The following is a 19,127-nucleotide window of genomic DNA, read 5'->3' on the forward strand; positions in this document are numbered from 1 at the left end:
ACCAACTTTACAAAAAATTTTCCAACAAAGGTATTTCAAGAGCCTGCGGATCCACTTGCATATGCTGAAAAAGTCCAGCTAAACGCTGTTCATACACACTTTGCTGCATGATGAGTTTTTCATACTCTTTCCCAGCTGTTCCTTCCAGTCCCCGCTCCATTTGATCAAACAGATGAAGCGGCATGATCAGCCTGGCATACAGCAGCCTCATGCCGAATACAGACAGAGGGCAGACCTGCATATAAGACTGCAGGAAGTCCGCCGCCTCACTCATTTCCTCTTTTAAAAAGGAATTCCTTGTATATTCCGCCAGATCTCGTGCAGGATGATCATATATGATTGCGTGTGGCAGTACATATGTATCAGCCAGCTCGGATTGGTATTTCACAAATACCGTCGTTGGCTGATCATAGTCTGTAAAACGGAATTCAGTGTTTGTTTCATTCAAATATTGGATGGCGAGTTCCGCCCTGCCAATCACATAATAAAACGTGTCCAGGAAAACCCGCTCCTCATGGACAAGTGGACGTTTTTGATAAATATCGGAATAGAGCTTTTCCGCCTGGGTCAAACGCGCAGTCCACAAATCACTCCATCTTCCGTAGCTGGATAAAGTATCCGGCGCAAACGGACAGCCGGCACCAAGCTGGTGGAATAACGCCAATTCAGCCCCATGGGCATGAAGCTTTCGCGTATATGGCGGCGGCATCTCCACGACTAGATAAGCGGTATTCTCATAAACAGTCAAAATTTGTCCTTTCGTCGAGAGTAACGGCTGCGCGAGACGCGAAAAACCCGCCTCCTGCATATAGGCGGTGATGGCAGCTAATTCATAATAGCTGTCTTGATCCGTCCTTGCTGGTATAATGACATATAAACGATCCATTGTCTGATATGCATGATAATTGCGATAGGAAACCGGTTTTCCGGTGAATCCAGGTATATATTGCTGCATCAACTGCAACACGAGCAAACACCTCCTGCTTTATTTTATGAAGCAACTGTGCGAATCATGTTCAGAGCTGATGGTTGACGCATAAGCTAGAAGGGTATACTGCTACCAGTATCATACATAGGAAAGCGAAGTGATCTTATGACAGCTGAATTAGAAAAAAAAGCACGGGAGTGGCTCATCGAACGAGGGGTACAAGTAGAAGACATCGCTGAGCTTGTCCATTTCCTGCAAGACAAATATTATCCTGGTCTGACTATGGATCGATGTATTTATAATGTGGAACGAGTGTTGTCCAAGAGAGAGGTCCAGAATGCCATCCTGACAGGGATCCAGCTTGATGTGCTTACCGAACAAGGAAAATTGGAACAGCCGCTTCAGGATAACCTGGCAAACGATGAGGGCCTGTATGGAATCGATGAAGTCATTGCACTCTCCATCATCAACCTTTATGGTTCGATTGGATTTACGAATTACGGCTATATCGACAAGCAAAAGCCAGGGATTCTGGCAAAGCTGAATGACAAGAGCAGCGGGGAATGTCATACGTTTCTGGATGATATCGTCGGCGCGATAGCCGCAGCCGCAGCCAGCAGACTTGCCCATAGTCAGAATGAAGAAGAAAATATCGATGGTTGAACAAAAGAAGCAGCTTACAGAGGCTGCTTCTTTTTTATGGCAAAAGTATCAAGATAACAACTGCCCGAATATAGTGTAAACGTCTATTATACGAGGAGGTAAATCTCTTGGAAAATACATCGACCAGCTATCCAAATCATTTGGCATGGCATGAAACACTTGAGCTGCATGAACTCGTCGCTTCCCAAGCTGTAGCATTGATGAAGCTCAAGCAATTCATTGGAAACGTCAATGACGGAGAACTTCGCATTATATATGAGCAAACCATCAAAGGGTTGGAAAACAATCTCAATGAATTGCTTCAATTTTTCCCATATGCACCAAGCGTACACAATCAAACAGAGACTCGGGTCAGCACAGCCTTCTACGCCAGTGATTTACTTGTTTTTGCCAAAACTTCTGTTCGTAATTATGCCATCGCCATTACAGAAACTGCAACACCAGCTCTTCGGGAAACATTAAGAAAACAATTACAGCTGGCAATAGATACCCATGCAAGAATCTTTGATTTTATGTATAGAAGAGGACTTTACCCTGCTTACGACTTTGAACGTTTGCTGCAAAATGACATCCGCAATGCCAATAGAGCACTGCAAATGGGTTACTGACAACATTTGCTTTTCATCATTTCCGAGTGAAAGATTTCTCTTGGAACTGTTCCCTTGCCTAAGATATGTGGCGGTACGCTGTTAAAAGAGGGTATTATGCACTCGAACAGGCGAATCCGGAAATGGCCAGCAAAATCGGTGCCATGTATCAGATCGTACCAGAGGATCAAGAACAGATCCAAGCATATATGCGTAAGTATGACGCCATGAATCCAATAGCGGGTCAATGCGACCATATGTATCAATAAAAGAAAAAGAGCAGACCTCTTGGAGGCTGCTCTTCATTTGAATTCCCATTCGGTCAACGTGTCGATTGTATATGTCGGTTTTGGATCAAGCAATGGAAGCTCCTCCCGCTTTGTAAAACCGGTGCATACCATCAGTGTATCCATACCCGCACGGATCCCGGCTGTTATATCTGTCAGGTAATTGTCCCCTACCATGAGGACTTGTTCTTTGTCCAAATCCAACAGCTTCCTAGCTTGCTCCATCATGATGTTTTCTGGTTTTCCGATGAAAGTCGGTTCGATTCCGGTACTGACGGAAATGACAGCTGTCAATGATCCGTTACCCGGCATCAAGCCCGCTTCGGTTGGCAATGCTTTATCACTGTTCGTTGAAAGAAACTTTGCACCTGCTCGGACAAGCAGACAAGCCTTCGCCAACTTTTCGTAGGTAATGGAAGTATCAAGACCGATCACGACATAATCACAGTCTTCTTCTGCCAACGTAAGTTCCTCTTTTGCCAGCGCATCGAAAAGTCCTTCCTCGCCAATGGCATATACCCTTGCTGCCGGATTATGCTCACGGATATAGGCAGCGGTTGCCATACTTGTCGTGAAAACATCTTCCGGATCAGCTTCTATATCCATTAGACGGAGCTTATCCGCCACTTGTTTTTGGGTACGCGTGCTATTATTCGTCACGAATAAATGCTTTTTACCAGCGTCTTTTAGGCTGCGGATGAATCCCGGTGCTGCTTCAATCGGTTCCTTCCCAATATACATGGTTCCATCGAGATCAATCAGATACCCCTCATAAGCTTTCATTGTCACTGCTCCTTGCAAAAGCGGAAGCTGTCCGCGTTTCGTTCACCAGGTAAGCTCTTACCCATTCTACATAATGTCGTAGCAGGTCCAGATGTTTTTCCATCGTCCCGGCAAGCTTTTGGTGATCCACATGCAGATAATCACCAGTAAGCATCTTGCGCAATGCAATGATTTCCTTGAAGGCAGGTGCCGTATTTTCCGCTATCACCTGTTCATCAGCAAGGATGTCGATAATATCATCATAGCTGCCGGGATCCCGCATGATGAATCCATCGATCACACTATTTCCCGTATCAAGAATCCCTTCGATCAAGAGCTGTGCCCGGCGCTCTGCCGCAAGCTTCCCGGAAAGCTCTTCTGAAGGAGTCATCTCGGCTGCAAGCAGTTCTTCCATATATGTAAGGATTGCTTCTATTTTTCGTTTATCAACAAAGTACATCGTCATTGCCCCTCTCTTGCACTCACTTTGCCGAAGTCTTTTTCACGACAAAGTAGGCACAGCCAAAATTGCAATACTCATACAAATAATCTTCCAATGTGCTGATTTTCGTATCGAAGGTGGCCTTCGGATTATCGTCATCAAAGAAACCTTTCAGACGAAGCTGTTCATATCCCCAGTCACCGACAATGTAATCATATTTTGTCAGGATTTCACTGTAGCGGTTTAGGAATGCCTGTTCCTGAAAGGCATCCTTTATATCCTGCACAACTTCATAATGTTTGCCTTGCACTGTTGTTTTCACCACTATCGACACCCCTATCTTGCTTCTAGTGTAGCATATTTTCTTCATATTTTCGCTTCACTTCTTTTAAGTCGCTATTACGACTAGAAATGCCAATCTCTGTACAAACTAACAGCAAACGTGCAAGGAAAGGTGAGCAGCACATGAAAAAGATACACATCGCCATGCTGATGATCCTCCTGTTCATGAGCTTTCCATTCCCGGCTTCTGCCAAGGAAACGGGAAAAAGCGATGAAGCAAAACAGGAGCGCATGGCACTTTACAAGAAAACCGCAGCTGCCACAGGACTTCCTTGGTATTACCTGGCTGCAATCGATCAATATGAGCATAATCTCCCCACCCAATCCAAAGAGGAGAAGCTGATTGCAATCGAAATCCCGGAGGAAAAATGGTTTGGTGCAGCCAAACATGGAGAGGATGCAGACGAATCCTCCATTTTATGGTTCCACGGATTGGGGCGGGATGGAAATGGAGACAAACAGGCTGATCCTGATAACCCGGAGGATATTCTGTATACCATAGCATCTTTCATCCAAAAGTCTGGGACGACGAAGAACGACATCAAAATTGCCCTTTGGCATTATTATGAGCGTGACCTTACCGTTCAGACCATCATGAATACCGCCAAGCTCTATGAGAAGTTCGGGACAATCGAGCTGGATGAGCGCTCTTTTCCACTTCCGCTCCACCATAACTATAGCTATCGGAACACATGGGGAGATGCCAGGGGCTTTGGCGGCAGAAGAATCCATGAAGGTACGGATATCTTCGCCAATTACGGTGTACCAGTTTATGCGACCACATATGGCGTTATTGAACTGAAGGGCTGGAATCTGTATGGCGGCTGGCGTATCGGTCTTCGGGACAGCAATAATATTTATCACTACTATGCCCATTTGAATGGATTCGAAAAAGGGGTATCCGTCGGGAATGTCGTCAAACCTGGTGATGTCATCGGATATGTAGGAGCGAGCGGTTACGGACCTCCCGGAACATCAGGAAAATTTCCGCCACACTTGCATTACGGTATGTATAAAGACAATGGAAGGTCGGAATTTTCCTTCGACCCATATCCTTACCTAAGGATTTGGGAACAAAAATCGAAACAGCAAAAAAAGGAAGGCTGAGTTTATTCGCCTTCCTTTTGCATTGGTATGGAGAACGATGGTGATGAACTGGTTCCCCCTCCATTATTATAAAATTCCGGTACTTGCCCTTGGATGACAGTACTGCCAAGCAGCACATCCTGTGTCACTGTCGTCGTCTTGGTTGAAAATGGGATGATGATCCGGACATTTGCTTTGATTTCTACCATGAAGACGAACATCGCATTATTGATGCCGTATTCCTCCACCTTTACATCGACACCGGATTCCACATAACCGATCATTTCAAATTTCACCGGAATCCGCGGGCCGAGATTAGCAAGCAAAGCATTATTGGTTGCTTGACCGAGCGGTATATCGACCAGAGTCGGATCTTCTTCCAGTTTCTCCTGGATGATATCGGCCGCAGCCTCCTCTGCAAGCTGCTCCTGACTGACAGCCGGCATTTCGCCGTCCTCCATCAGCCGCAAATAATTCTGTACGCGAAATGTCACCTTCCGCAGCACTTCATTCACGGTTGCTGCATCCCAGCTGGCATGTGTGACATTTCCATTGGTATCTTTCTCTACTTGCACGAATGCATTCAAGTCCAAATCCGCTTCCTTTTCTGCCTGGACGGCTTGGTTGATCGCTTGTTTTGCAAACTGCTCTGTTTTTGTTTCGGCAATCGCCATAAGCGTCGGCTCCAAGCCTTTATTCACCATCCATAGACTCAAGGAAGTGAATAGCAGGAAAAGCAGCATGCTCATCAGTAGTACATGCCGAAAGGAAGGTGGTGCTTTAGAAGCTCTGCGATGCCATGGACGCATGAAAAAAACCCCCTCGAAACAAGCTTATGCTTGACCTAGGGAGCTTAGAATAGGCTAGTTATCCTCAGCGGATGTCGAACAAGCAACAACCGTGATATTAAGATGCTCATATAAATTCACTTCATATGGTTCCGGCTCTGTCCCATCAGCCTCCTGCAGGATCCTGACGATCGGCCGCGTATTGATATCCTCATTCTGCCGGATGACGATTCCCATACGATCATCACTCAGCCGTACAGTCAGGCCAGTTGGATAAATGGCCACACTTCTTTTGAAAGCTTTGACCATCTCCATATCGAATTGGTCACCTGCTCCGGCAAATAATATTTCCATACCCTCATGCGGGAGCATGGCATCCCGGTAAACCCGGTTGCTCGTCACAGCATCGAATACGTCCGCGATGCCGATTATCTTTGCGTACAAATGAATGTCCGGGCCGCTTATGCCGCGCGGATAGCCGGAACCATTTATCCGTTCATGATGCTGGTAGGCACAATGGGCAATGACAAGGGGGATATTGTTCATCTTGCGTAAATAATTAAACCCTTTCGTCGTATGCTCCTTGATCTGCTCGAATTCCGCATCCGTCAGTTTGCCGGTCTTCTGCAGAACTTCCTGGGGTACAAACATTTTACCTACATCATGCAATATTGCGCCAAATCCTATCTCCTCTACAACAGAAATCGGAAGCCGCATTTCATTGGCGATGGCCATCGCATATAGTGCAACATTGACCGAATGAGAAAAGATATAATCATCATATATGAGCATATCGGAAAGAATCGTCAATGTTTGGCGTTTTGGCCGCAGATTGCTGACCATCTCCTGGATGGAACTTGTGATTTTATCAGTCATCTTTTCCGTCAAATATCGGCCATTATCGCTTTGTTTGATTTCCTGAAAGGACTTATGGATGACTTGCATCGCTTTTAGCCGTTCTTCATTGGAAGTGGAGAATTCGAGCTCGATGTCCTGCAGCCTGTCATCCTGTATATAGACATAAGTATACCGCAGCTCTTGCAAACGATCGATGATACCAGCCGTCAATTCCACATCCCGCTGGATAAGAATACTGCCTTTGTCATTATATACTGGCTGCGCGAGCCTGTTGCCGGGCTTTACCGATTTTGTCGATACTAATCTCATTGTCGTACCCCTTATCTTCTCCAACATTCCATTCTGATAAAATAGTACCAGAAAAGCGGCAAACAATCTAGATTGATGGTACAGGGTTCGACAATTTTTTCACGGCAGAAGGAGCAGCGCTTCCTTACCCGTGATACCAGGCTTCCAGCCATATGCCCAGGAAGCATCCGTCACTTTCTCAAGTGGTGCCGCCAGCAGCTGCTCAATCGTCTTGACGCCGACTGCCCTGCCGGAGATGATTTTCCGATCGGCCAATTTATTGTTGAGTAAATCAACATCCAAAGCACCACACATGATATAACCGACATCGTTCGACACGACCAGTAACGTTGTTTTCGGCAGTTTGACTGTCACTGCGGTAAAAGGCTTTCCTTCCAGGAACATGGGTTCTACAGTCATCAATTTAAATACACCTCCGTTATATCCTATGTTGGAAAAACGGAGGCGTTTGCTCATTTTGCTATTTCCTTGAATGCTTCCAATAGCAAATCCCGGAGCATCTCCGGCATATAATATTTCTTTCCTTTTGCCTGCTTGATACAAGGAAGCAAGCTGCCGAATGTGAAAGTGTCAGCCATAGCTGTCAGATAAAGCCTTTCCGGTTCCAGCGGCTTGCCATTGACCCGCAGATTCACCGCTTTTGGTTTAGCTGCCGTACCTGCTATATCAAACGATAGTCTGCTGTAAACCATCTTTCCGATCACCTTCCCGCGGAAGCCGAAACCTTTGAGCGGGAAAGTGATGAAATCCGGTTGCAAGGCAGCGTTGACGATCTCCTCCAGTTCTTCACCCGTCAATGGAACAGTGGCAGGATTGATCGGATGGGGACAGATTCGGTGGATATCCATATAGGATACAGCTCCTGCCGGAAAACTATCCAGCAGTACTCCTGCGTTGAGAAAAGCAAGATCTGCTTTCGTCCATCGGCGCAAATAATCTGTCAAAAGATCCATTGCAAGGGAATCTTCATAAGGAGCAGACGGCAGCGGATCTGGCAGCACAACGGCAGAACGATGCAGTGCTTTTTCTGCGTTTTCCGAGTAAACGGCAACTTGCTCAGCCGTATCTGCATCATCTTCCAAGTCTGCGACAGGAATGGCCCTGGCTTTCTTTTCTAGAATGATTTTCTGTTCTGTGTCCCAGATGATTTCCACTTCACCGAAATGAAATCCCTGCTTCCCCGCAGTCGTGATCAGACATTGATTCACATATTCGCCTTCATGGAGAAGATGATGGGTATGCCCGCCGATGATGACGTCTATTTCCGGAAAGGCAGCTGCTATATCACGATCAGCATAAAGCCCCAAGTGGGATAGCAAAACAACCACATCACAGGAAGACCGAAGCTGACCAATCTCCCGCTTCAGCACTTCCATTGGATCCTCGATATCCCAGCCTATCAAATTATAGAAATCCGGAAAAGGCGCTGTCAGCCCAATCATGCCTACCTTTGTTCCACCGGCCGCTTCAACAATCCAAGATGGCTCCATCCAGCCAGGATCTTCGCCCTTTTGTGAATGAAGATTCGCAACAGCAATTCGGAATTCCGCTTCATCGTATAAATGATAAAGATCATCATAATCAAGCGTGATTCCTTCATTATTCCCGATGGTCGCAAAATCATAGCCCGCTTCATTCAGCAAGCTGATATTCGCCCTGCCTCGGAATGCCTCTGCAATCGGACGCGATCGATCAACATGATCGCCAATATCAAGCAGCCAGCACGTTTGACCCGCATCCATAAGCTTTTGCTTATTATGCTTCAAGTAACCGACAATCTTCGGCCAGTTTTCGAAATAGCTATGCAAATCATTTGTGTAGTTGATAGTCAGCTTTTCCTGCATCCTTCTCTACTCCTTTATTACGACAACCCATCCCAAATCAGACGGACAGCAACTAATACGAGCATGATACGCAATATCCAGACAACCGTATTACCTTTTAGCATCTGGTTGACTTTCGCCCCGAGAATTCCACCTATGATCGCACCCGGAATAAAGGCCCACACATAGTTCCATTCCACATGTCCGAGCGAAATATGCATGACGGTACTGACAACGCTGAGGAAGAATACCATGAACATACTGGTTGATACGGCAACATGCGCCGGGAACCCAAACAACAGGATCATCGCAGGCACCATAAAGCTGCCTCCCCCGATTCCAAACATGCCGGAAAGCAGTCCGACGAATAAGGAGAGCGCAAATGCCGCGATGAATCGGAAACTATATGTATAAGTCATACCGTCCAGCTCTTTCGTAACGATGATGCCTTTCGGGTTCTTCACTTCCCGTTCCTTGCGCTTCACGAAAAACATGAAAAAGACGAGCAAGACTAGAATACCGAAATACAAGGAGAAACCATCCCCCGATACAAATCGATTCAAGTAAGAACCGAGTATGGCTCCCGGCACCCCTCCGGCCATGAAAATAAGTCCGCTTTTGTAATCTACACGCCCACTCCTCATATATGTGAGTGTGGATGATAGAGCGGTGAAAATCATCACGATGACAGAAACTCCCACAATTGCTTGCGGTGTTGCCCAGCTGAAGGCATCCCAGAAACCGCTCAAAATAAGCAGCAGCGGTACAAGGATGATACCGCCCCCCAAACCTACCAGACTGCCAAGCGCTGCTGCAAGGAGCCCTATTACTAAACTTACGGCAAAAACCATAGGTATCCCTTCCATCTTTTATGTAGAATATAAAAATAGTATGACTGCATACCGCAGTCATACTATTATAACAGAATTCATTTATATTTGACCGATCCGCCGTTCACCGGAAATTCCGCGCCATTGACATACGTTGCTTTGTCAGAAGCCAAGAAGGTAACCACATCGGCAACCTCATCCGGCTTGCCGATTTCCCCACGAGGTATCTGGCGGACTTCCTTTGCGAAATAGCTGACAGCCTCCTCGCCTTCTTTGTCGAACATATCACTGAGCATATCAACCATACCGCCTGGTTTATTCCACATTGTCGTCCGCGTCGGACCAGGTGATACGACATTCACCCTGATATCCCCGCCGAATTCATCAGCCAAGGCTTGCGTGAGATTGAGGATTGCTGCTTTGCTTCCGCTGTAATCGATCGCAAACGAATCAGGCACATGCCCGCTCTCGGATGCCACATTCACAATGCTTGCTCCCGGCTGTTTTTGGAGCTCCGGGATGGCAGCTTTTGTCATAGCTACTACAGCAAATAGATTTGTCTCGAAAGTCTCTTTCCAAATATCAAGTGTCACATCCATGAAACTATCCTTATAGATAGCAATCCCCGCAATATTCGCCAGGATATCAAGTTTGCCGAAATGAGACACAGCAGCCTCGACCACTTTCTCGGCTGCACCTTCGTCAGTCAGATCCAGCTCCAGCGGCAGAAAGGAAGAACGATCGGCAATGCCCTTCACGTCATCTGTTTTCAAGCTGACTCCGATAACTTTGACTCCTTCATCCAGAAATGCTTTTACCGTTTCTAAACCAATACCGTCATTGGCTCCGGTCACGATTGCTACTTTTCCTTCGAGATTGTAACCCAATGGACTTCATCCCCTTTATTCATTCACATAAAGAAAATGTTCCCGAACGCCAGGAAAGCAAAACATTTTTGGCTTTCAGCTTAATGCTTTGCTATTTGTGCCTGATTCATCGGACGTAACGGTTTTTGGATAGCATCCTAGAGCAAAACAGTGTTTCGGTTTCCCTCAAGGTTGGATGAGAAGAATGCCCTCGGATTCAGTCTTTTTGTAAACCGAGTATAAAAAGGTTTAGCCTAACGTCAACCACTTCTAATCCATCGACATTTTCTTCTTATACAGCTTCAGTGTCGCCACAATCAGGAAACTGACAATCACCAATAACAGCCATGAACTCACCTTGCCCAAATGAACGAGACTCCAGGCATCAGCTTGGTTCGGATATTCCCAAGCGCCAAAAAAGGTAGCGATATTCTCAGCAATCCAGATAAAAAAACCGATCAGCACAAATGAAAGGGACAAAGGCATTCGGTAACGGCTTTCACCAACCTCATACGTAACCCATGACCGCCAAAACACAACTAACACTAGGCCGGATAAAATCCAGCGAATATCGATCCAAAAATGGTGGGTGAAAAAATTCAAATAAATCGCAGCTGCTAGAGGTACAACAACCAGATAAGGCGGCCATCTGACCAGATCCACTTTCAGCCTCCTCCATGCTTGGCAAAGGTAACTCGCTACACTTGCATACATAAAACCGCTATATAACGGAACTCCGAATATTTTAAAGTAACCTTCTTCAGGATATGACCAAGAACCCATATGTACCTTGAATAATTCGAGGGCAAGGCCAATGATGTGGAATAGTGTGATTACCTTTAGTTCATCCCTTGTCTCAAGCCCCAAACGAAGCATCAACCACTGCATCAGCAGGCAGATGATGAGCAGCCAATCATAGCGCGGCAGCAAGGGAAGCGGAATGACTTGCGTCAGTGCCAGCGAAGCAAAAATGATGACAGGAAACAAACAAGATAATGCCTGCTCCCAGCCGAAACGGATAAGCTGTATACATGCCATCCGGAACTTTGCAGCCAGCTTTTTCTTTTTGAATGCAGGTAATTCCTGTCCAGCATAGTAAGTGGGCAGGTTGCGATTTCTGTACATTTCTTCACACCTCCGAGTTACTTTCTTAGCTTCCTTATCCTTCATCCATTCTGTATTCCAGGATGTCTCCAGGCTGACAATCCAACGCCTTACATATTGCATCTAATGTTGATAACCGAATCGCCTTAGCTTTTCCATTTTTCAAAATGGATAGATTCGCCATCGTGATGCCCACCTTTTCCGACAGCTCTGTCACACTCATTTTTCTTTTTGCCAGCATTACATCAATATTTATTATGATCGCCATATTGTTCACCTCAGACCGTCAAGTCATTTTCTGATTTTATGTCGATGGCATTTTTCAAGAGTCTTTGGAGTACAGCAGCAAAGAATGCAATGACTAGCGCTCCAAAGATAATGGCCATACCTATCAGGATAAGACCTGGTGCATCATCTCTGTCTGCCACGATATAAATGAGCGGCAGGAATAGTACATAAACGCCAGTGATGGTGATCGCACATTTTTTTATATTCTTCAGCGCTTTCACCGACAAGTCAGAAAAAGCTATATTTCTGTCAATATAGCCCAGCAGCCTGAAAGCCTGATACAAAGCCATGAAAAATGCCAATGCAGTCAGGTACAAACCGATTAAAACGGGATATTTTAAAAATTCAGCCTCGGGATAATAGTCAGCTGAACCAAAAGCAATCGGCGGGATGGCAAAAATGCACAAAGCTAGAACCGGCAATGCCATGAGAAAGACAGCCAACTTTAAAAAGAGTGTTTCACGTTTCAAAAAAAGCACCTCATTTGTTTTTCTTTAAGACGATTTTAATATATTATTTATCGTTTTACAATAAATAATTATTGATTAATATATACATATTATCGAAATACAAAAGAAAAAGCACTCTTCTCCTGGGAAAAATGCTGTGCGTAATTTAAATCGATATATACCTTTCTGATTTGAACAAAATATAAGCTTATATACTTAAGAGCTTTATTTATAGCTGATATTCAAAACCTTAGTCGTTATCATTTTCCTGGTCTATCTTTAAGATTCTGCCGTTTTTTGCAAGTATCTCTACTTCAAAGATCATACCTTGAGCTGTCATAATGAATACTTCGTATACTAGAACGCCATTTTCCAAATCCATATCCACATGCATAACTCTTCCTGGAACTCTTTGAAGAGCTATTTCTTGAGCCTGCTGCATCGTTATTCTTTGTCTATGCATGGAGTTAGTATAAGAAGAATCTTGATACATGAAAATCCTCTCCCTCTACAAAGATTCAACTCATGTATCTTTATACAACAGACAAGTTTTGTGTTCCTGAATCTTAACAAATAAAAATAGCGTGTTCCATCCTAATATTTAAAGCAACTTCCCAGCAGGGTAATGACAATGAATATCTCTTAGAACTACATAAAAAGAAGGCGAACTTTAAAAGTTCGCCTAGAGATCAGCTGTCGTTAATATGGCATTCAAAACTAACGTTCACTTTATACTGCTGGATATAAACATCGAGGCATCTTGATTCATAAAAATGCGATTTCCATGATGGAAGGTTCTAATTTCAGTTGATTTAAATCCAACTGCAGACAGAGTATCTTTTAGTTCGTCATGCGAAAAACCATTGTGGACTTTCGGGTGATTTATTTTATTATTTTTGTCAAAATCAACAATGATCAATTTGCCATCGTCATGTAAAATATGGAACAATTCCTGCAGAATCTTTTCAGTATCCGGAATATGAAGAAGAACCAGTGACATGACCACGATATCCGCTTTAAGTTCAGGAGTATCTTGGGTAAAATCTGAATAAAGCACACTGGCGTTGGTAATTCCTTTGTTGGAAATCTTTGTCTTTGCGACCTCCAACATTTGTTCTGATGAATCCACCAACAAAATGGAATCAACTAAATCCGTCAATTCTAAACTAATTAGACCGGTACCGCTCCCATAATCCAGCAAAGAGCTTGATTTACTATCTTGTAATTCGGGTCGGATTTCCTTCACTATAATTTTAGCTAATGCCATTCTCTCTTCCGTATCATATTTTTTTGCCAACTGTTCAAAAACGTTATTTTCCATGATTCACTCTCCTAATTATAATCACAAACAAAAGACCCTTGATATACAAGGGTCTTCTGTATTAACCGATAGAACCTTCCATCTCGAATTTAATCAGACGGTTCATTTCTACGGCATATTCCATTGGAAGTTCTTTCGTGAATGGCTCGATGAAGCCCATTACGATCATTTCTGTTGCTTCTTCTTCAGAGATACCACGGCTCATCAAGTAGAACAATTGCTCTTCGGATACTTTGGAAACTTTCGCTTCGTGTTCCAAGGAGATGTTCTCGTTGAAGATCTCGTTGTATGGAATCGTATCGGAAGTGGATTTATTATCCAGGATCAGCGTGTCACACTCGATGTTGGAGCGTGCGCCGTCTGCTTTCTTGCCGAAGTGAACGATTCCGCGATACGTTACTTTACCACCTTGTTTGGAGATGGATTTGGAAACGATCGTTGAAGATGTGTTTGGTGCCAAGTGATGCATTTTCGCACCGGCATCCTGATGCTGGCCTTTACCAGCCAGAGCGATGGACAATGTCATACCACGAGCGCCTTCGCCTTTCAAGATGACAGCAGGGTATTTCATTGTTAGTTTGGAACCGATGTTACCATCGACCCACTCCATTGTACCGTTCGCATCAACTGTCGCACGTTTGGTAACTAGGTTGTAAACGTTGTTTGCCCAGTTCTGGATCGTAGTGTAACGGCAGTAAGCATCTTTTGCGACAAAGATTTCAACAACCGCACTGTGCAAGGAATTCGTTGTATACACAGGAGCTGTACATCCCTCGACATAATGAATGGATGCGCCCTCGTCAACGATGATGAGTGTACGCTCGAACTGCCCCATATTTTCGGAGTTGATCCGGAAATATGCTTGCAATGGGATATCTGTCTTAACACCCTTCGGAACATAAATGAAAGAACCGCCGGACCATACTGCAGAGTTCAAGGCAGCGAATTTATTATCCGATGCCGGAATCAATTTTCCGAAGTACTCACGGAACAAATCTTCATTCTCTTTAAGTGCTGTGTCCGTATCTTTGAAGACGATACCCATTTCTTCCAAGTCTTCTTTTAAGTTGTGATACACAACTTCTGATTCGTACTGCGCGGAAACACCGGCAAGGTACTTCTGCTCAGCTTCTGGAATACCAAGTTTATCAAATGTGTTTTTGATTTCTTCCGGTACCTCATCCCATGAACGCTCGGAGCGCTCGGATGGTTTCACGTAATAAGTGATTTCATCGAAGTCAAGCTCAGCAAGGTCTCCGCCCCACTGCGGCATCGGCTTCTTATAGAATTGCTCCAAGGATTTCAGACGGAAGTCCAGCATCCATTGTGGTTCTTCTTTCATCTTAGAGATTTCTTCAACGATTCTAGGTGTAAGGCCTTTTTCCGTACGGAAAATGGAAATATCACGATCACTGAAGCCATACCGGTAATCTCCAATTTCAGGCGCTTTTTTAGCCATGGTAAAACCTCCTTATAGGATTACATCTATTTCACACGACAGTGTTCCATTAGTTTTTTTCGACGCCTTGCTCCATCGCTTTCCAGGCGAGTGTCGCACATTTGATGCGCGCCGGGAATTTTGCTACGCCCTGCAGCGCTTCTACATCACCGAGTTCCAGATCACCAGGGTCGATTTCTTTCCCCAGCATCATATCGGAGAATAATTGCGACATCCGGAGTGCATCTTCGATGGATTTGCCTTTGATGGCTTGGGTCATCATGGAAGCAGAGGACATGCTGATGGAGCAGCCCTCTCCTTCGAATTTCGCATCCTTCACCTTGCCATCCTCCACCTGAAGCTGCAGCTGGATACGGTCTCCGCAAGTAGGGTTGTTCATGTCGACCACCAATGCGTCTCCTTCCAGCTTACCACGATTCCGCGGATGTTTATAGTGATCCATGATCACTTGCCGGTAGAGTGTATCAAGGTTATCAAAAGACATTTCCGAAAAACTCCTTCGTTTTTGTCAGTCCGCTGACAAGTTTGTCGATATCGTCCTCGGTATTGTAAACGTACATACTTGCTCTGGCAGTAGCTGTTGCATCCAACCAGCGCATAAGCGGCTGGGCACAGTGATGTCCGGCACGGACAGCGATGCCTTCCGTATCGAGGGCAGTCGCCGTATCATGCGGGTGCACACCATCGATATTGAATGTGACAACCGCTGAGCGTTTTGCAGCGGATGGACCATAGATGGTCAATCCTTCAATTTCACTCATGCGCTCCATCGCATATGCTGTCAGCTTCTGATCATGGGCAGCAATCTGATCCATCCCAATTTCATTGAGAAAATCAATTGCAGCTCCGAGACCGATTGCACCGGCTATGATCGGTGTACCCCCTTCGAATTTCCAAGGAAGCTCCTTCCACGTTGAATCATACAAGTGGACGAAATCGATCATTTCGCCGCCGAATTCGACTGGTTCCATATTGTCCAGCAGTTCCTGCTTACCATACAGGATACCTATTCCAGTCGGTCCGCACATCTTATGGCCGCTGAAGCAATAGAAGTCGCAATCGGTGTCCTGTACATCCACTTTCAAATGCGGAGCACCTTGGGCACCATCCACAAGGACGACTGCATTCTGCCGATGAGCAAGCTCGACGATTTCTTTTATCGGATTGATGGTTCCCAGTACATTGGATACATGCGTCAAAGCGACGATCTTCGTCTGCGGACCGATCGATTTTCTCACATCATCCATATTCAAGGTACCATCTTCGTTCAGTTCAAAGTATTTCAGTGTTGCTCCGGTCGCTTTGACCGCCTGCTGCCACGGGATGATATTACTATGGTGCTCCATCGGTGTGATGATCACTTCATCACCAGGTTCCAAGTTTGCACGGGCGTAACTGTGAGCAACCGTGTTGATCGCTGTCGTCGTACCGCGTGTGAAGATAACTTCCTTGGTGCTTCTGGCATTGATGAACTGCTGCACCTTTTCCCTGGCACCTTCATATTTATCCGTAGCCCGGGTTCCCAGCGTATGCACACCGCGGTGTACATTGCTGTTATCGTTCCGGTAATAGGCATCCACAGCTTCCAATACCTTTATCGGCTTATGGGAAGTTGCTGAGGAATCCAAGTAGACCAGCGGATGTCCGTTGACTTCCTGATGCAGGATCGGGAACTGTTCACGGATAGAGCGGGCATCCATTAGTTTACTTTCCCTTCGATTACCTGAGTCAGCTGATTTTTTACAGTTTCAATCGGCAGCTGATTTACAACAGGTGCAAGGAATCCATGGATGATCAGACGTTCAGCTTCATGCTTCGTGATTCCGCGGCTCATCAAGTAATAAAGCTGAAGCGGATCGACACGGCCTACAGATGCTGCGTGCCCTGCCACTACATCATCTTCATCAATCAAAAGAATCGGGTTCGCGTCACCGCGTGCACCTTGGCTAAGCATCAAGACACGTGTTTCTTGAGTGGCATCAGATTTGCTGGCACCATGTTCGATTTTTCCGATACCGTTGAATACAGAGCTTGCCTGGTCTTTCATGACACCATGGGACAAGATGCTTCCAACAGAATTCTTACCGAAGTGGACGATATTCGTTGTGAAGTTCTGGATTTGTTTCCCGCGTCCGACTACTACACTTTTCGCTTCGGAACCGGAATTATCACCGATCAAGTGAGTGATATGCTCACTGATTGTGTTACCATCGTTCATTTGGCCGATCGCCCAGTCGATGCGAGCATCTCGGTAAGCTACACCGCGGCGTTTTGCATAGACAGTCGTACCTGCAGCATAGTTATCAACCGCACCATAAGATACGTTGGCATTATCGCCTGCTATGACTTCTGTCACAACGTTTGCGAATGTTGCTTGATCTGCGTTATGGGAAATGCTGTTTTCAACATATGTTACAGCACTATTCGCTTCGGCAACGATCAATATATGATTGAAGGAAGCTACTTTGTCATCTTCCTGCCAGAAGATTGTCTGAAGCGGCTCATCCACTACGACATTCTTCGGAACATAGACGAACACGCCGCCGTTCATTAATGCTGCATGCAGAGCAGTAAGACGATCTTCATCAATACTTACAGCATCCTTCATGTAGAATCTCTTCACCAAGTCACCATGCTGCTGCAAGGCAGTGAAGATATCCGTGAAGATGACGCCTTGCTCGCTCCATTTTTCGCTTAAGGCAAGGTATGCCGCACTATTATTGCGCTGAATGTAAAGGTTTGGGGCATTATCCGCATCGATCAAAGCCGCCACACTTGCTGGCAGGCTGTCCAATGCGCTGATTTTCTCCCCTTCTACTTCATGCACATACGTGTCGAAATCCCAGTTCTTGATCCCAGTTTTATCGGGTTTTGGCATGTCCAAAGATTCCGATTGGGAAAGAGCTTGCTGACGAAGTTCCTTCATCCATTCAGGCTCATTGCGGGAACTGGAAAAACGGCTGATATATTCATCATTATATGGTTGCTTCGTTTCAACAGTCATAAGATCCCTCCTCCAGTTTACGCGTTAATTGTTTCGTCTTCGATGTTCAGCTCTTGTTTGATCCAATCGTAGCCTTCTGCTTCCAGACGCTGGGAAAGCTCGGATCCGCCGGATTTAACGACACGGCCTTGCATCATAACGTGTACGAAGTCAGGCTCGATGTAGTTTAGCAAACGCTGATAGTGGGTAATGATTAGGCAACCGAAGTTTTCGTCGCGCAGTTTGTTGATACCTTTTGCGACAACTTTCAGTGCATCGATATCAAGACCGGAGTCGATCTCGTCAAGGATACCGATTTCAGCTTTCATCATAAGAAGCTGAAGGATTTCATTACGTTTTTTCTCACCGCCGGAGAAACCTTCGTTTAAGTAGCGCTGAGCCATGTTCTTATCCATTTCAAGGAAGTCCATCGCTTCGTCCATTTCCTTGATGAATTTCATCAATGGAATCTCATCGCCTTCTTCGCGGCGGGCGTTGATAGAGGAGCGAAGGAAGTCGGCATTTGTTACACCGCTGATTTCACTTGGATACTGCATTGCAAGGAATAGACCGGCACGAGCACGCTCGTCCACTTCCATTTCCAACACATCTTCCCCGTCCAAAGTGATGCTTCCGCCTGTCACTTCGTATTTTGGATGGCCCATGATTGCGGATGCCAATGTGGATTTACCAGTACCGTTTGGTCCCATTACCGCATGGAATTCCCCGCTTTTTATCGTAAGGTTTACACCTTTAAGAATTTCCTTATCTTCAATCGAAACATGTAGGTCTTTGATCTCTAGAACTGAACCTGCCATTTATTAACCCTCCGATAGCTGCTATTTTATAAATTTCGATAATGTTATTTAAACACATTATCAATTTATTCTCATTATAATCTTAAAGCATTGTTCGACCATTATCAACTTTTTTACTAGATAAAAACACAGTT

At 45.2% G+C, this 19,127-nt stretch carries 24 protein-coding genes; 4 read left to right on the forward strand and 20 right to left on the reverse strand.

Going from position 1 to position 19,127, the window contains the following annotated elements:
- Positions 1 to 7 precede the first annotated feature (7 nt).
- Positions 8 to 967 (reverse strand): protein kinase family protein, encoded by a 960-nt coding sequence (locus AB1K91_RS02700; protein WP_413087924.1) that lies wholly within the window; start codon positions 965 to 967, stop codon positions 8 to 10.
- A 126-nt stretch (positions 968 to 1,093) separates the two neighbouring features.
- Between AB1K91_RS02700 and AB1K91_RS02705 the strand changes: the two genes are divergently transcribed.
- From AB1K91_RS02705 to AB1K91_RS02715, 3 genes are all read left to right on the forward strand, one after another.
- On the forward strand, positions 1,094 to 1,591 hold the full coding sequence (locus tag AB1K91_RS02705; RefSeq protein WP_093725770.1) for a phosphatidylglycerophosphatase A family protein: 498 nt from the start codon (positions 1,094 to 1,096) through the stop codon (positions 1,589 to 1,591).
- 107 nt (positions 1,592 to 1,698) lie between these two features.
- Positions 1,699 to 2,199, forward strand: coding sequence for a spore coat protein (locus AB1K91_RS02710; RefSeq protein ID WP_244499221.1), 501 nt, complete (start codon positions 1,699 to 1,701; stop codon positions 2,197 to 2,199).
- 122 nt (positions 2,200 to 2,321) lie between these two features.
- Positions 2,322 to 2,447 (forward strand): hypothetical protein, encoded by a 126-nt coding sequence (locus AB1K91_RS02715; RefSeq protein ID WP_413087926.1) that lies wholly within the window; start codon positions 2,322 to 2,324, stop codon positions 2,445 to 2,447.
- Between the two features lie 33 nt (positions 2,448 to 2,480).
- Here AB1K91_RS02715 and AB1K91_RS02720 read toward each other — a convergent pair whose 3' ends face one another.
- Genes AB1K91_RS02720 through AB1K91_RS02730 form a run of 3 tightly spaced genes read right to left on the reverse strand, consistent with a single transcriptional unit; the run spans position 2,481 to position 3,994 of the window.
- Complete coding sequence (locus AB1K91_RS02720; RefSeq protein WP_413087928.1) at positions 2,481 to 3,248, reverse strand: TIGR01457 family HAD-type hydrolase; 768 nt, start codon at positions 3,246 to 3,248, stop codon at positions 2,481 to 2,483.
- Positions 3,235 to 3,687 carry a DUF86 domain-containing protein gene (locus AB1K91_RS02725; RefSeq protein WP_413087929.1) on the reverse strand — a complete coding sequence of 151 codons (453 nt, stop codon included), beginning with the start codon at positions 3,685 to 3,687 and terminating at the stop codon, positions 3,235 to 3,237. Before AB1K91_RS02725 ends, AB1K91_RS02720 begins: the two co-directional genes overlap by 14 nt.
- Before the next feature lie 22 nt (positions 3,688 to 3,709).
- Complete coding sequence (locus AB1K91_RS02730; RefSeq protein ID WP_244499220.1) at positions 3,710 to 3,994, reverse strand: YutD family protein; 285 nt, start codon at positions 3,992 to 3,994, stop codon at positions 3,710 to 3,712.
- Between the two features lie 140 nt (positions 3,995 to 4,134).
- Here AB1K91_RS02730 and AB1K91_RS02735 point away from each other — a divergent pair, with 140 nt between their 5' ends.
- The gene (locus AB1K91_RS02735; protein WP_413087932.1) at positions 4,135 to 5,118 is read left to right on the forward strand and encodes a M23 family metallopeptidase; all 984 of its coding nucleotides are present in this window, start codon (positions 4,135 to 4,137) and stop codon (positions 5,116 to 5,118) included.
- Between the two features lie 2 nt (positions 5,119 to 5,120).
- Here AB1K91_RS02735 and yunB read toward each other — a convergent pair whose 3' ends face one another.
- The 16 genes from yunB to sufC all read right to left on the reverse strand — a co-directional run bounded on the left by yunB (position 5,121) and on the right by sufC (position 18,993).
- On the reverse strand, positions 5,121 to 5,906 hold the full coding sequence (gene yunB, locus AB1K91_RS02740) for a sporulation protein YunB (protein WP_413087933.1): 786 nt from the start codon (positions 5,904 to 5,906) through the stop codon (positions 5,121 to 5,123).
- Between the two features lie 54 nt (positions 5,907 to 5,960).
- A complete protein-coding gene (locus AB1K91_RS02745) occupies positions 5,961 to 7,052 on the reverse strand; it encodes an HD-GYP domain-containing protein (RefSeq protein ID WP_413087935.1) in 1,092 nt (363 codons plus the stop codon).
- A gap of 99 nt (positions 7,053 to 7,151) precedes the next feature.
- Positions 7,152 to 7,451, reverse strand: coding sequence for a YunC family protein (locus tag AB1K91_RS02750; protein WP_413088368.1), 300 nt, complete (start codon positions 7,449 to 7,451; stop codon positions 7,152 to 7,154).
- Positions 7,452 to 7,504: 53 nt separating this feature from the next.
- Entirely contained in the window at positions 7,505 to 8,896 is a 1,392-nt protein-coding gene (locus tag AB1K91_RS02755; RefSeq protein ID WP_413087937.1) for a bifunctional metallophosphatase/5'-nucleotidase, read from the reverse strand.
- Positions 8,897 to 8,913: 17 nt separating this feature from the next.
- Entirely contained in the window at positions 8,914 to 9,726 is an 813-nt protein-coding gene (locus tag AB1K91_RS02760; RefSeq protein WP_413087939.1) for a sulfite exporter TauE/SafE family protein, read from the reverse strand.
- 77 nt (positions 9,727 to 9,803) lie between these two features.
- Complete coding sequence (locus tag AB1K91_RS02765) at positions 9,804 to 10,592, reverse strand: SDR family NAD(P)-dependent oxidoreductase (protein WP_413087941.1); 789 nt, start codon at positions 10,590 to 10,592, stop codon at positions 9,804 to 9,806.
- Positions 10,593 to 10,841: 249 nt separating this feature from the next.
- Positions 10,842 to 11,609, reverse strand: a complete 768-nt coding sequence (locus AB1K91_RS02770; RefSeq protein WP_413088370.1) for a DUF817 domain-containing protein — start codon at positions 11,607 to 11,609, stop codon at positions 10,842 to 10,844.
- 121 nt (positions 11,610 to 11,730) lie between these two features.
- Positions 11,731 to 11,943, reverse strand: a complete 213-nt coding sequence (locus AB1K91_RS02775; RefSeq protein ID WP_093725759.1) for a helix-turn-helix domain-containing protein — start codon at positions 11,941 to 11,943, stop codon at positions 11,731 to 11,733.
- A 10-nt stretch (positions 11,944 to 11,953) separates the two neighbouring features.
- A complete protein-coding gene (locus AB1K91_RS02780; RefSeq protein ID WP_413087942.1) occupies positions 11,954 to 12,433 on the reverse strand; it encodes a DUF2975 domain-containing protein in 480 nt (159 codons plus the stop codon).
- A gap of 229 nt (positions 12,434 to 12,662) precedes the next feature.
- Positions 12,663 to 12,905, reverse strand: coding sequence for a PepSY domain-containing protein (locus tag AB1K91_RS02785; protein ID WP_413087944.1), 243 nt, complete (start codon positions 12,903 to 12,905; stop codon positions 12,663 to 12,665).
- A 231-nt stretch (positions 12,906 to 13,136) separates the two neighbouring features.
- Positions 13,137 to 13,733, reverse strand: a complete 597-nt coding sequence (locus AB1K91_RS02790) for a class I SAM-dependent methyltransferase (protein ID WP_413087946.1) — start codon at positions 13,731 to 13,733, stop codon at positions 13,137 to 13,139.
- A gap of 61 nt (positions 13,734 to 13,794) precedes the next feature.
- Positions 13,795 to 15,192, reverse strand: a complete 1,398-nt coding sequence (gene sufB, locus AB1K91_RS02795; RefSeq protein WP_413087948.1) for a Fe-S cluster assembly protein SufB — start codon at positions 15,190 to 15,192, stop codon at positions 13,795 to 13,797.
- Positions 15,193 to 15,241: 49 nt separating this feature from the next.
- The gene (gene sufU / locus AB1K91_RS02800) at positions 15,242 to 15,676 is read right to left on the reverse strand and encodes a Fe-S cluster assembly sulfur transfer protein SufU (protein ID WP_413087950.1); all 435 of its coding nucleotides are present in this window, start codon (positions 15,674 to 15,676) and stop codon (positions 15,242 to 15,244) included.
- Positions 15,666 to 16,892 carry a cysteine desulfurase gene (locus AB1K91_RS02805; RefSeq protein ID WP_413087951.1) on the reverse strand — a complete coding sequence of 409 codons (1,227 nt, stop codon included), beginning with the start codon at positions 16,890 to 16,892 and terminating at the stop codon, positions 15,666 to 15,668. The genes sufU and AB1K91_RS02805 overlap by 11 nt, the downstream gene beginning before the upstream one ends.
- On the reverse strand, positions 16,892 to 18,196 hold the full coding sequence (sufD, locus tag AB1K91_RS02810) for a Fe-S cluster assembly protein SufD (protein WP_413087953.1): 1,305 nt from the start codon (positions 18,194 to 18,196) through the stop codon (positions 16,892 to 16,894). Before sufD ends, AB1K91_RS02805 begins: the two co-directional genes overlap by 1 nt.
- A 17-nt stretch (positions 18,197 to 18,213) precedes the next feature.
- Positions 18,214 to 18,993 carry a Fe-S cluster assembly ATPase SufC gene (gene sufC, locus AB1K91_RS02815; RefSeq protein WP_413087955.1) on the reverse strand — a complete coding sequence of 260 codons (780 nt, stop codon included), beginning with the start codon at positions 18,991 to 18,993 and terminating at the stop codon, positions 18,214 to 18,216.
- Positions 18,994 to 19,127: the final 134 nt, after the last annotated feature.

Origin of the sequence: Terribacillus jepli (assembly GCF_047228925.1) — a bacterium.
Classification (GTDB): domain Bacteria; phylum Bacillota; class Bacilli; order Bacillales; family Amphibacillaceae; genus Terribacillus.

Bases quoted from the DNA above. Each gene is read 5' to 3' on its own strand.
- AB1K91_RS02705 (WP_093725770.1), top strand. From the start codon at position 1,094: ATGACAGCTGAATTAGAAAAAAAAGCACGGGAGTGGCTCATCGAACGA.
- AB1K91_RS02715 (WP_413087926.1), top strand. From the start codon at position 2,322: ATGGCCAGCAAAATCGGTGCCATGTATCAGATCGTACCAGAGGATCAA.
- AB1K91_RS02720 (WP_413087928.1), bottom strand. From the start codon at position 3,248: ATGAAAGCTTATGAGGGGTATCTGATTGATCTCGATGGAACCATGTAT.
- AB1K91_RS02725 (WP_413087929.1), bottom strand. From the start codon at position 3,687: ATGTACTTTGTTGATAAACGAAAAATAGAAGCAATCCTTACATATATG.
- AB1K91_RS02735 (WP_413087932.1), top strand. From the start codon at position 4,135: ATGAAAAAGATACACATCGCCATGCTGATGATCCTCCTGTTCATGAGC.
- yunB (WP_413087933.1), bottom strand. From the start codon at position 5,906: ATGCGTCCATGGCATCGCAGAGCTTCTAAAGCACCACCTTCCTTTCGG.
- AB1K91_RS02745 (WP_413087935.1), bottom strand. From the start codon at position 7,052: ATGAGATTAGTATCGACAAAATCGGTAAAGCCCGGCAACAGGCTCGCG.
- AB1K91_RS02750 (WP_413088368.1), bottom strand. From the start codon at position 7,451: ATGACTGTAGAACCCATGTTCCTGGAAGGAAAGCCTTTTACCGCAGTG.
- AB1K91_RS02755 (WP_413087937.1), bottom strand. From the start codon at position 8,896: ATGCAGGAAAAGCTGACTATCAACTACACAAATGATTTGCATAGCTAT.
- AB1K91_RS02760 (WP_413087939.1), bottom strand. From the start codon at position 9,726: ATGGTTTTTGCCGTAAGTTTAGTAATAGGGCTCCTTGCAGCAGCGCTT.
- AB1K91_RS02770 (WP_413088370.1), bottom strand. From the start codon at position 11,609: ATGGCATGTATACAGCTTATCCGTTTCGGCTGGGAGCAGGCATTATCT.
- AB1K91_RS02775 (WP_093725759.1), bottom strand. From the start codon at position 11,943: ATGGCGATCATAATAAATATTGATGTAATGCTGGCAAAAAGAAAAATG.
- AB1K91_RS02785 (WP_413087944.1), bottom strand. From the start codon at position 12,905: ATGTATCAAGATTCTTCTTATACTAACTCCATGCATAGACAAAGAATA.
- AB1K91_RS02790 (WP_413087946.1), bottom strand. From the start codon at position 13,733: ATGGAAAATAACGTTTTTGAACAGTTGGCAAAAAAATATGATACGGAA.
- sufB (WP_413087948.1), bottom strand. From the start codon at position 15,192: ATGGCTAAAAAAGCGCCTGAAATTGGAGATTACCGGTATGGCTTCAGT.
- sufU (WP_413087950.1), bottom strand. From the start codon at position 15,676: ATGTCTTTTGATAACCTTGATACACTCTACCGGCAAGTGATCATGGAT.
- AB1K91_RS02805 (WP_413087951.1), bottom strand. From the start codon at position 16,892: ATGGATGCCCGCTCTATCCGTGAACAGTTCCCGATCCTGCATCAGGAA.
- sufD (WP_413087953.1), bottom strand. From the start codon at position 18,196: ATGACTGTTGAAACGAAGCAACCATATAATGATGAATATATCAGCCGT.
- sufC (WP_413087955.1), bottom strand. From the start codon at position 18,993: ATGGCAGGTTCAGTTCTAGAGATCAAAGACCTACATGTTTCGATTGAA.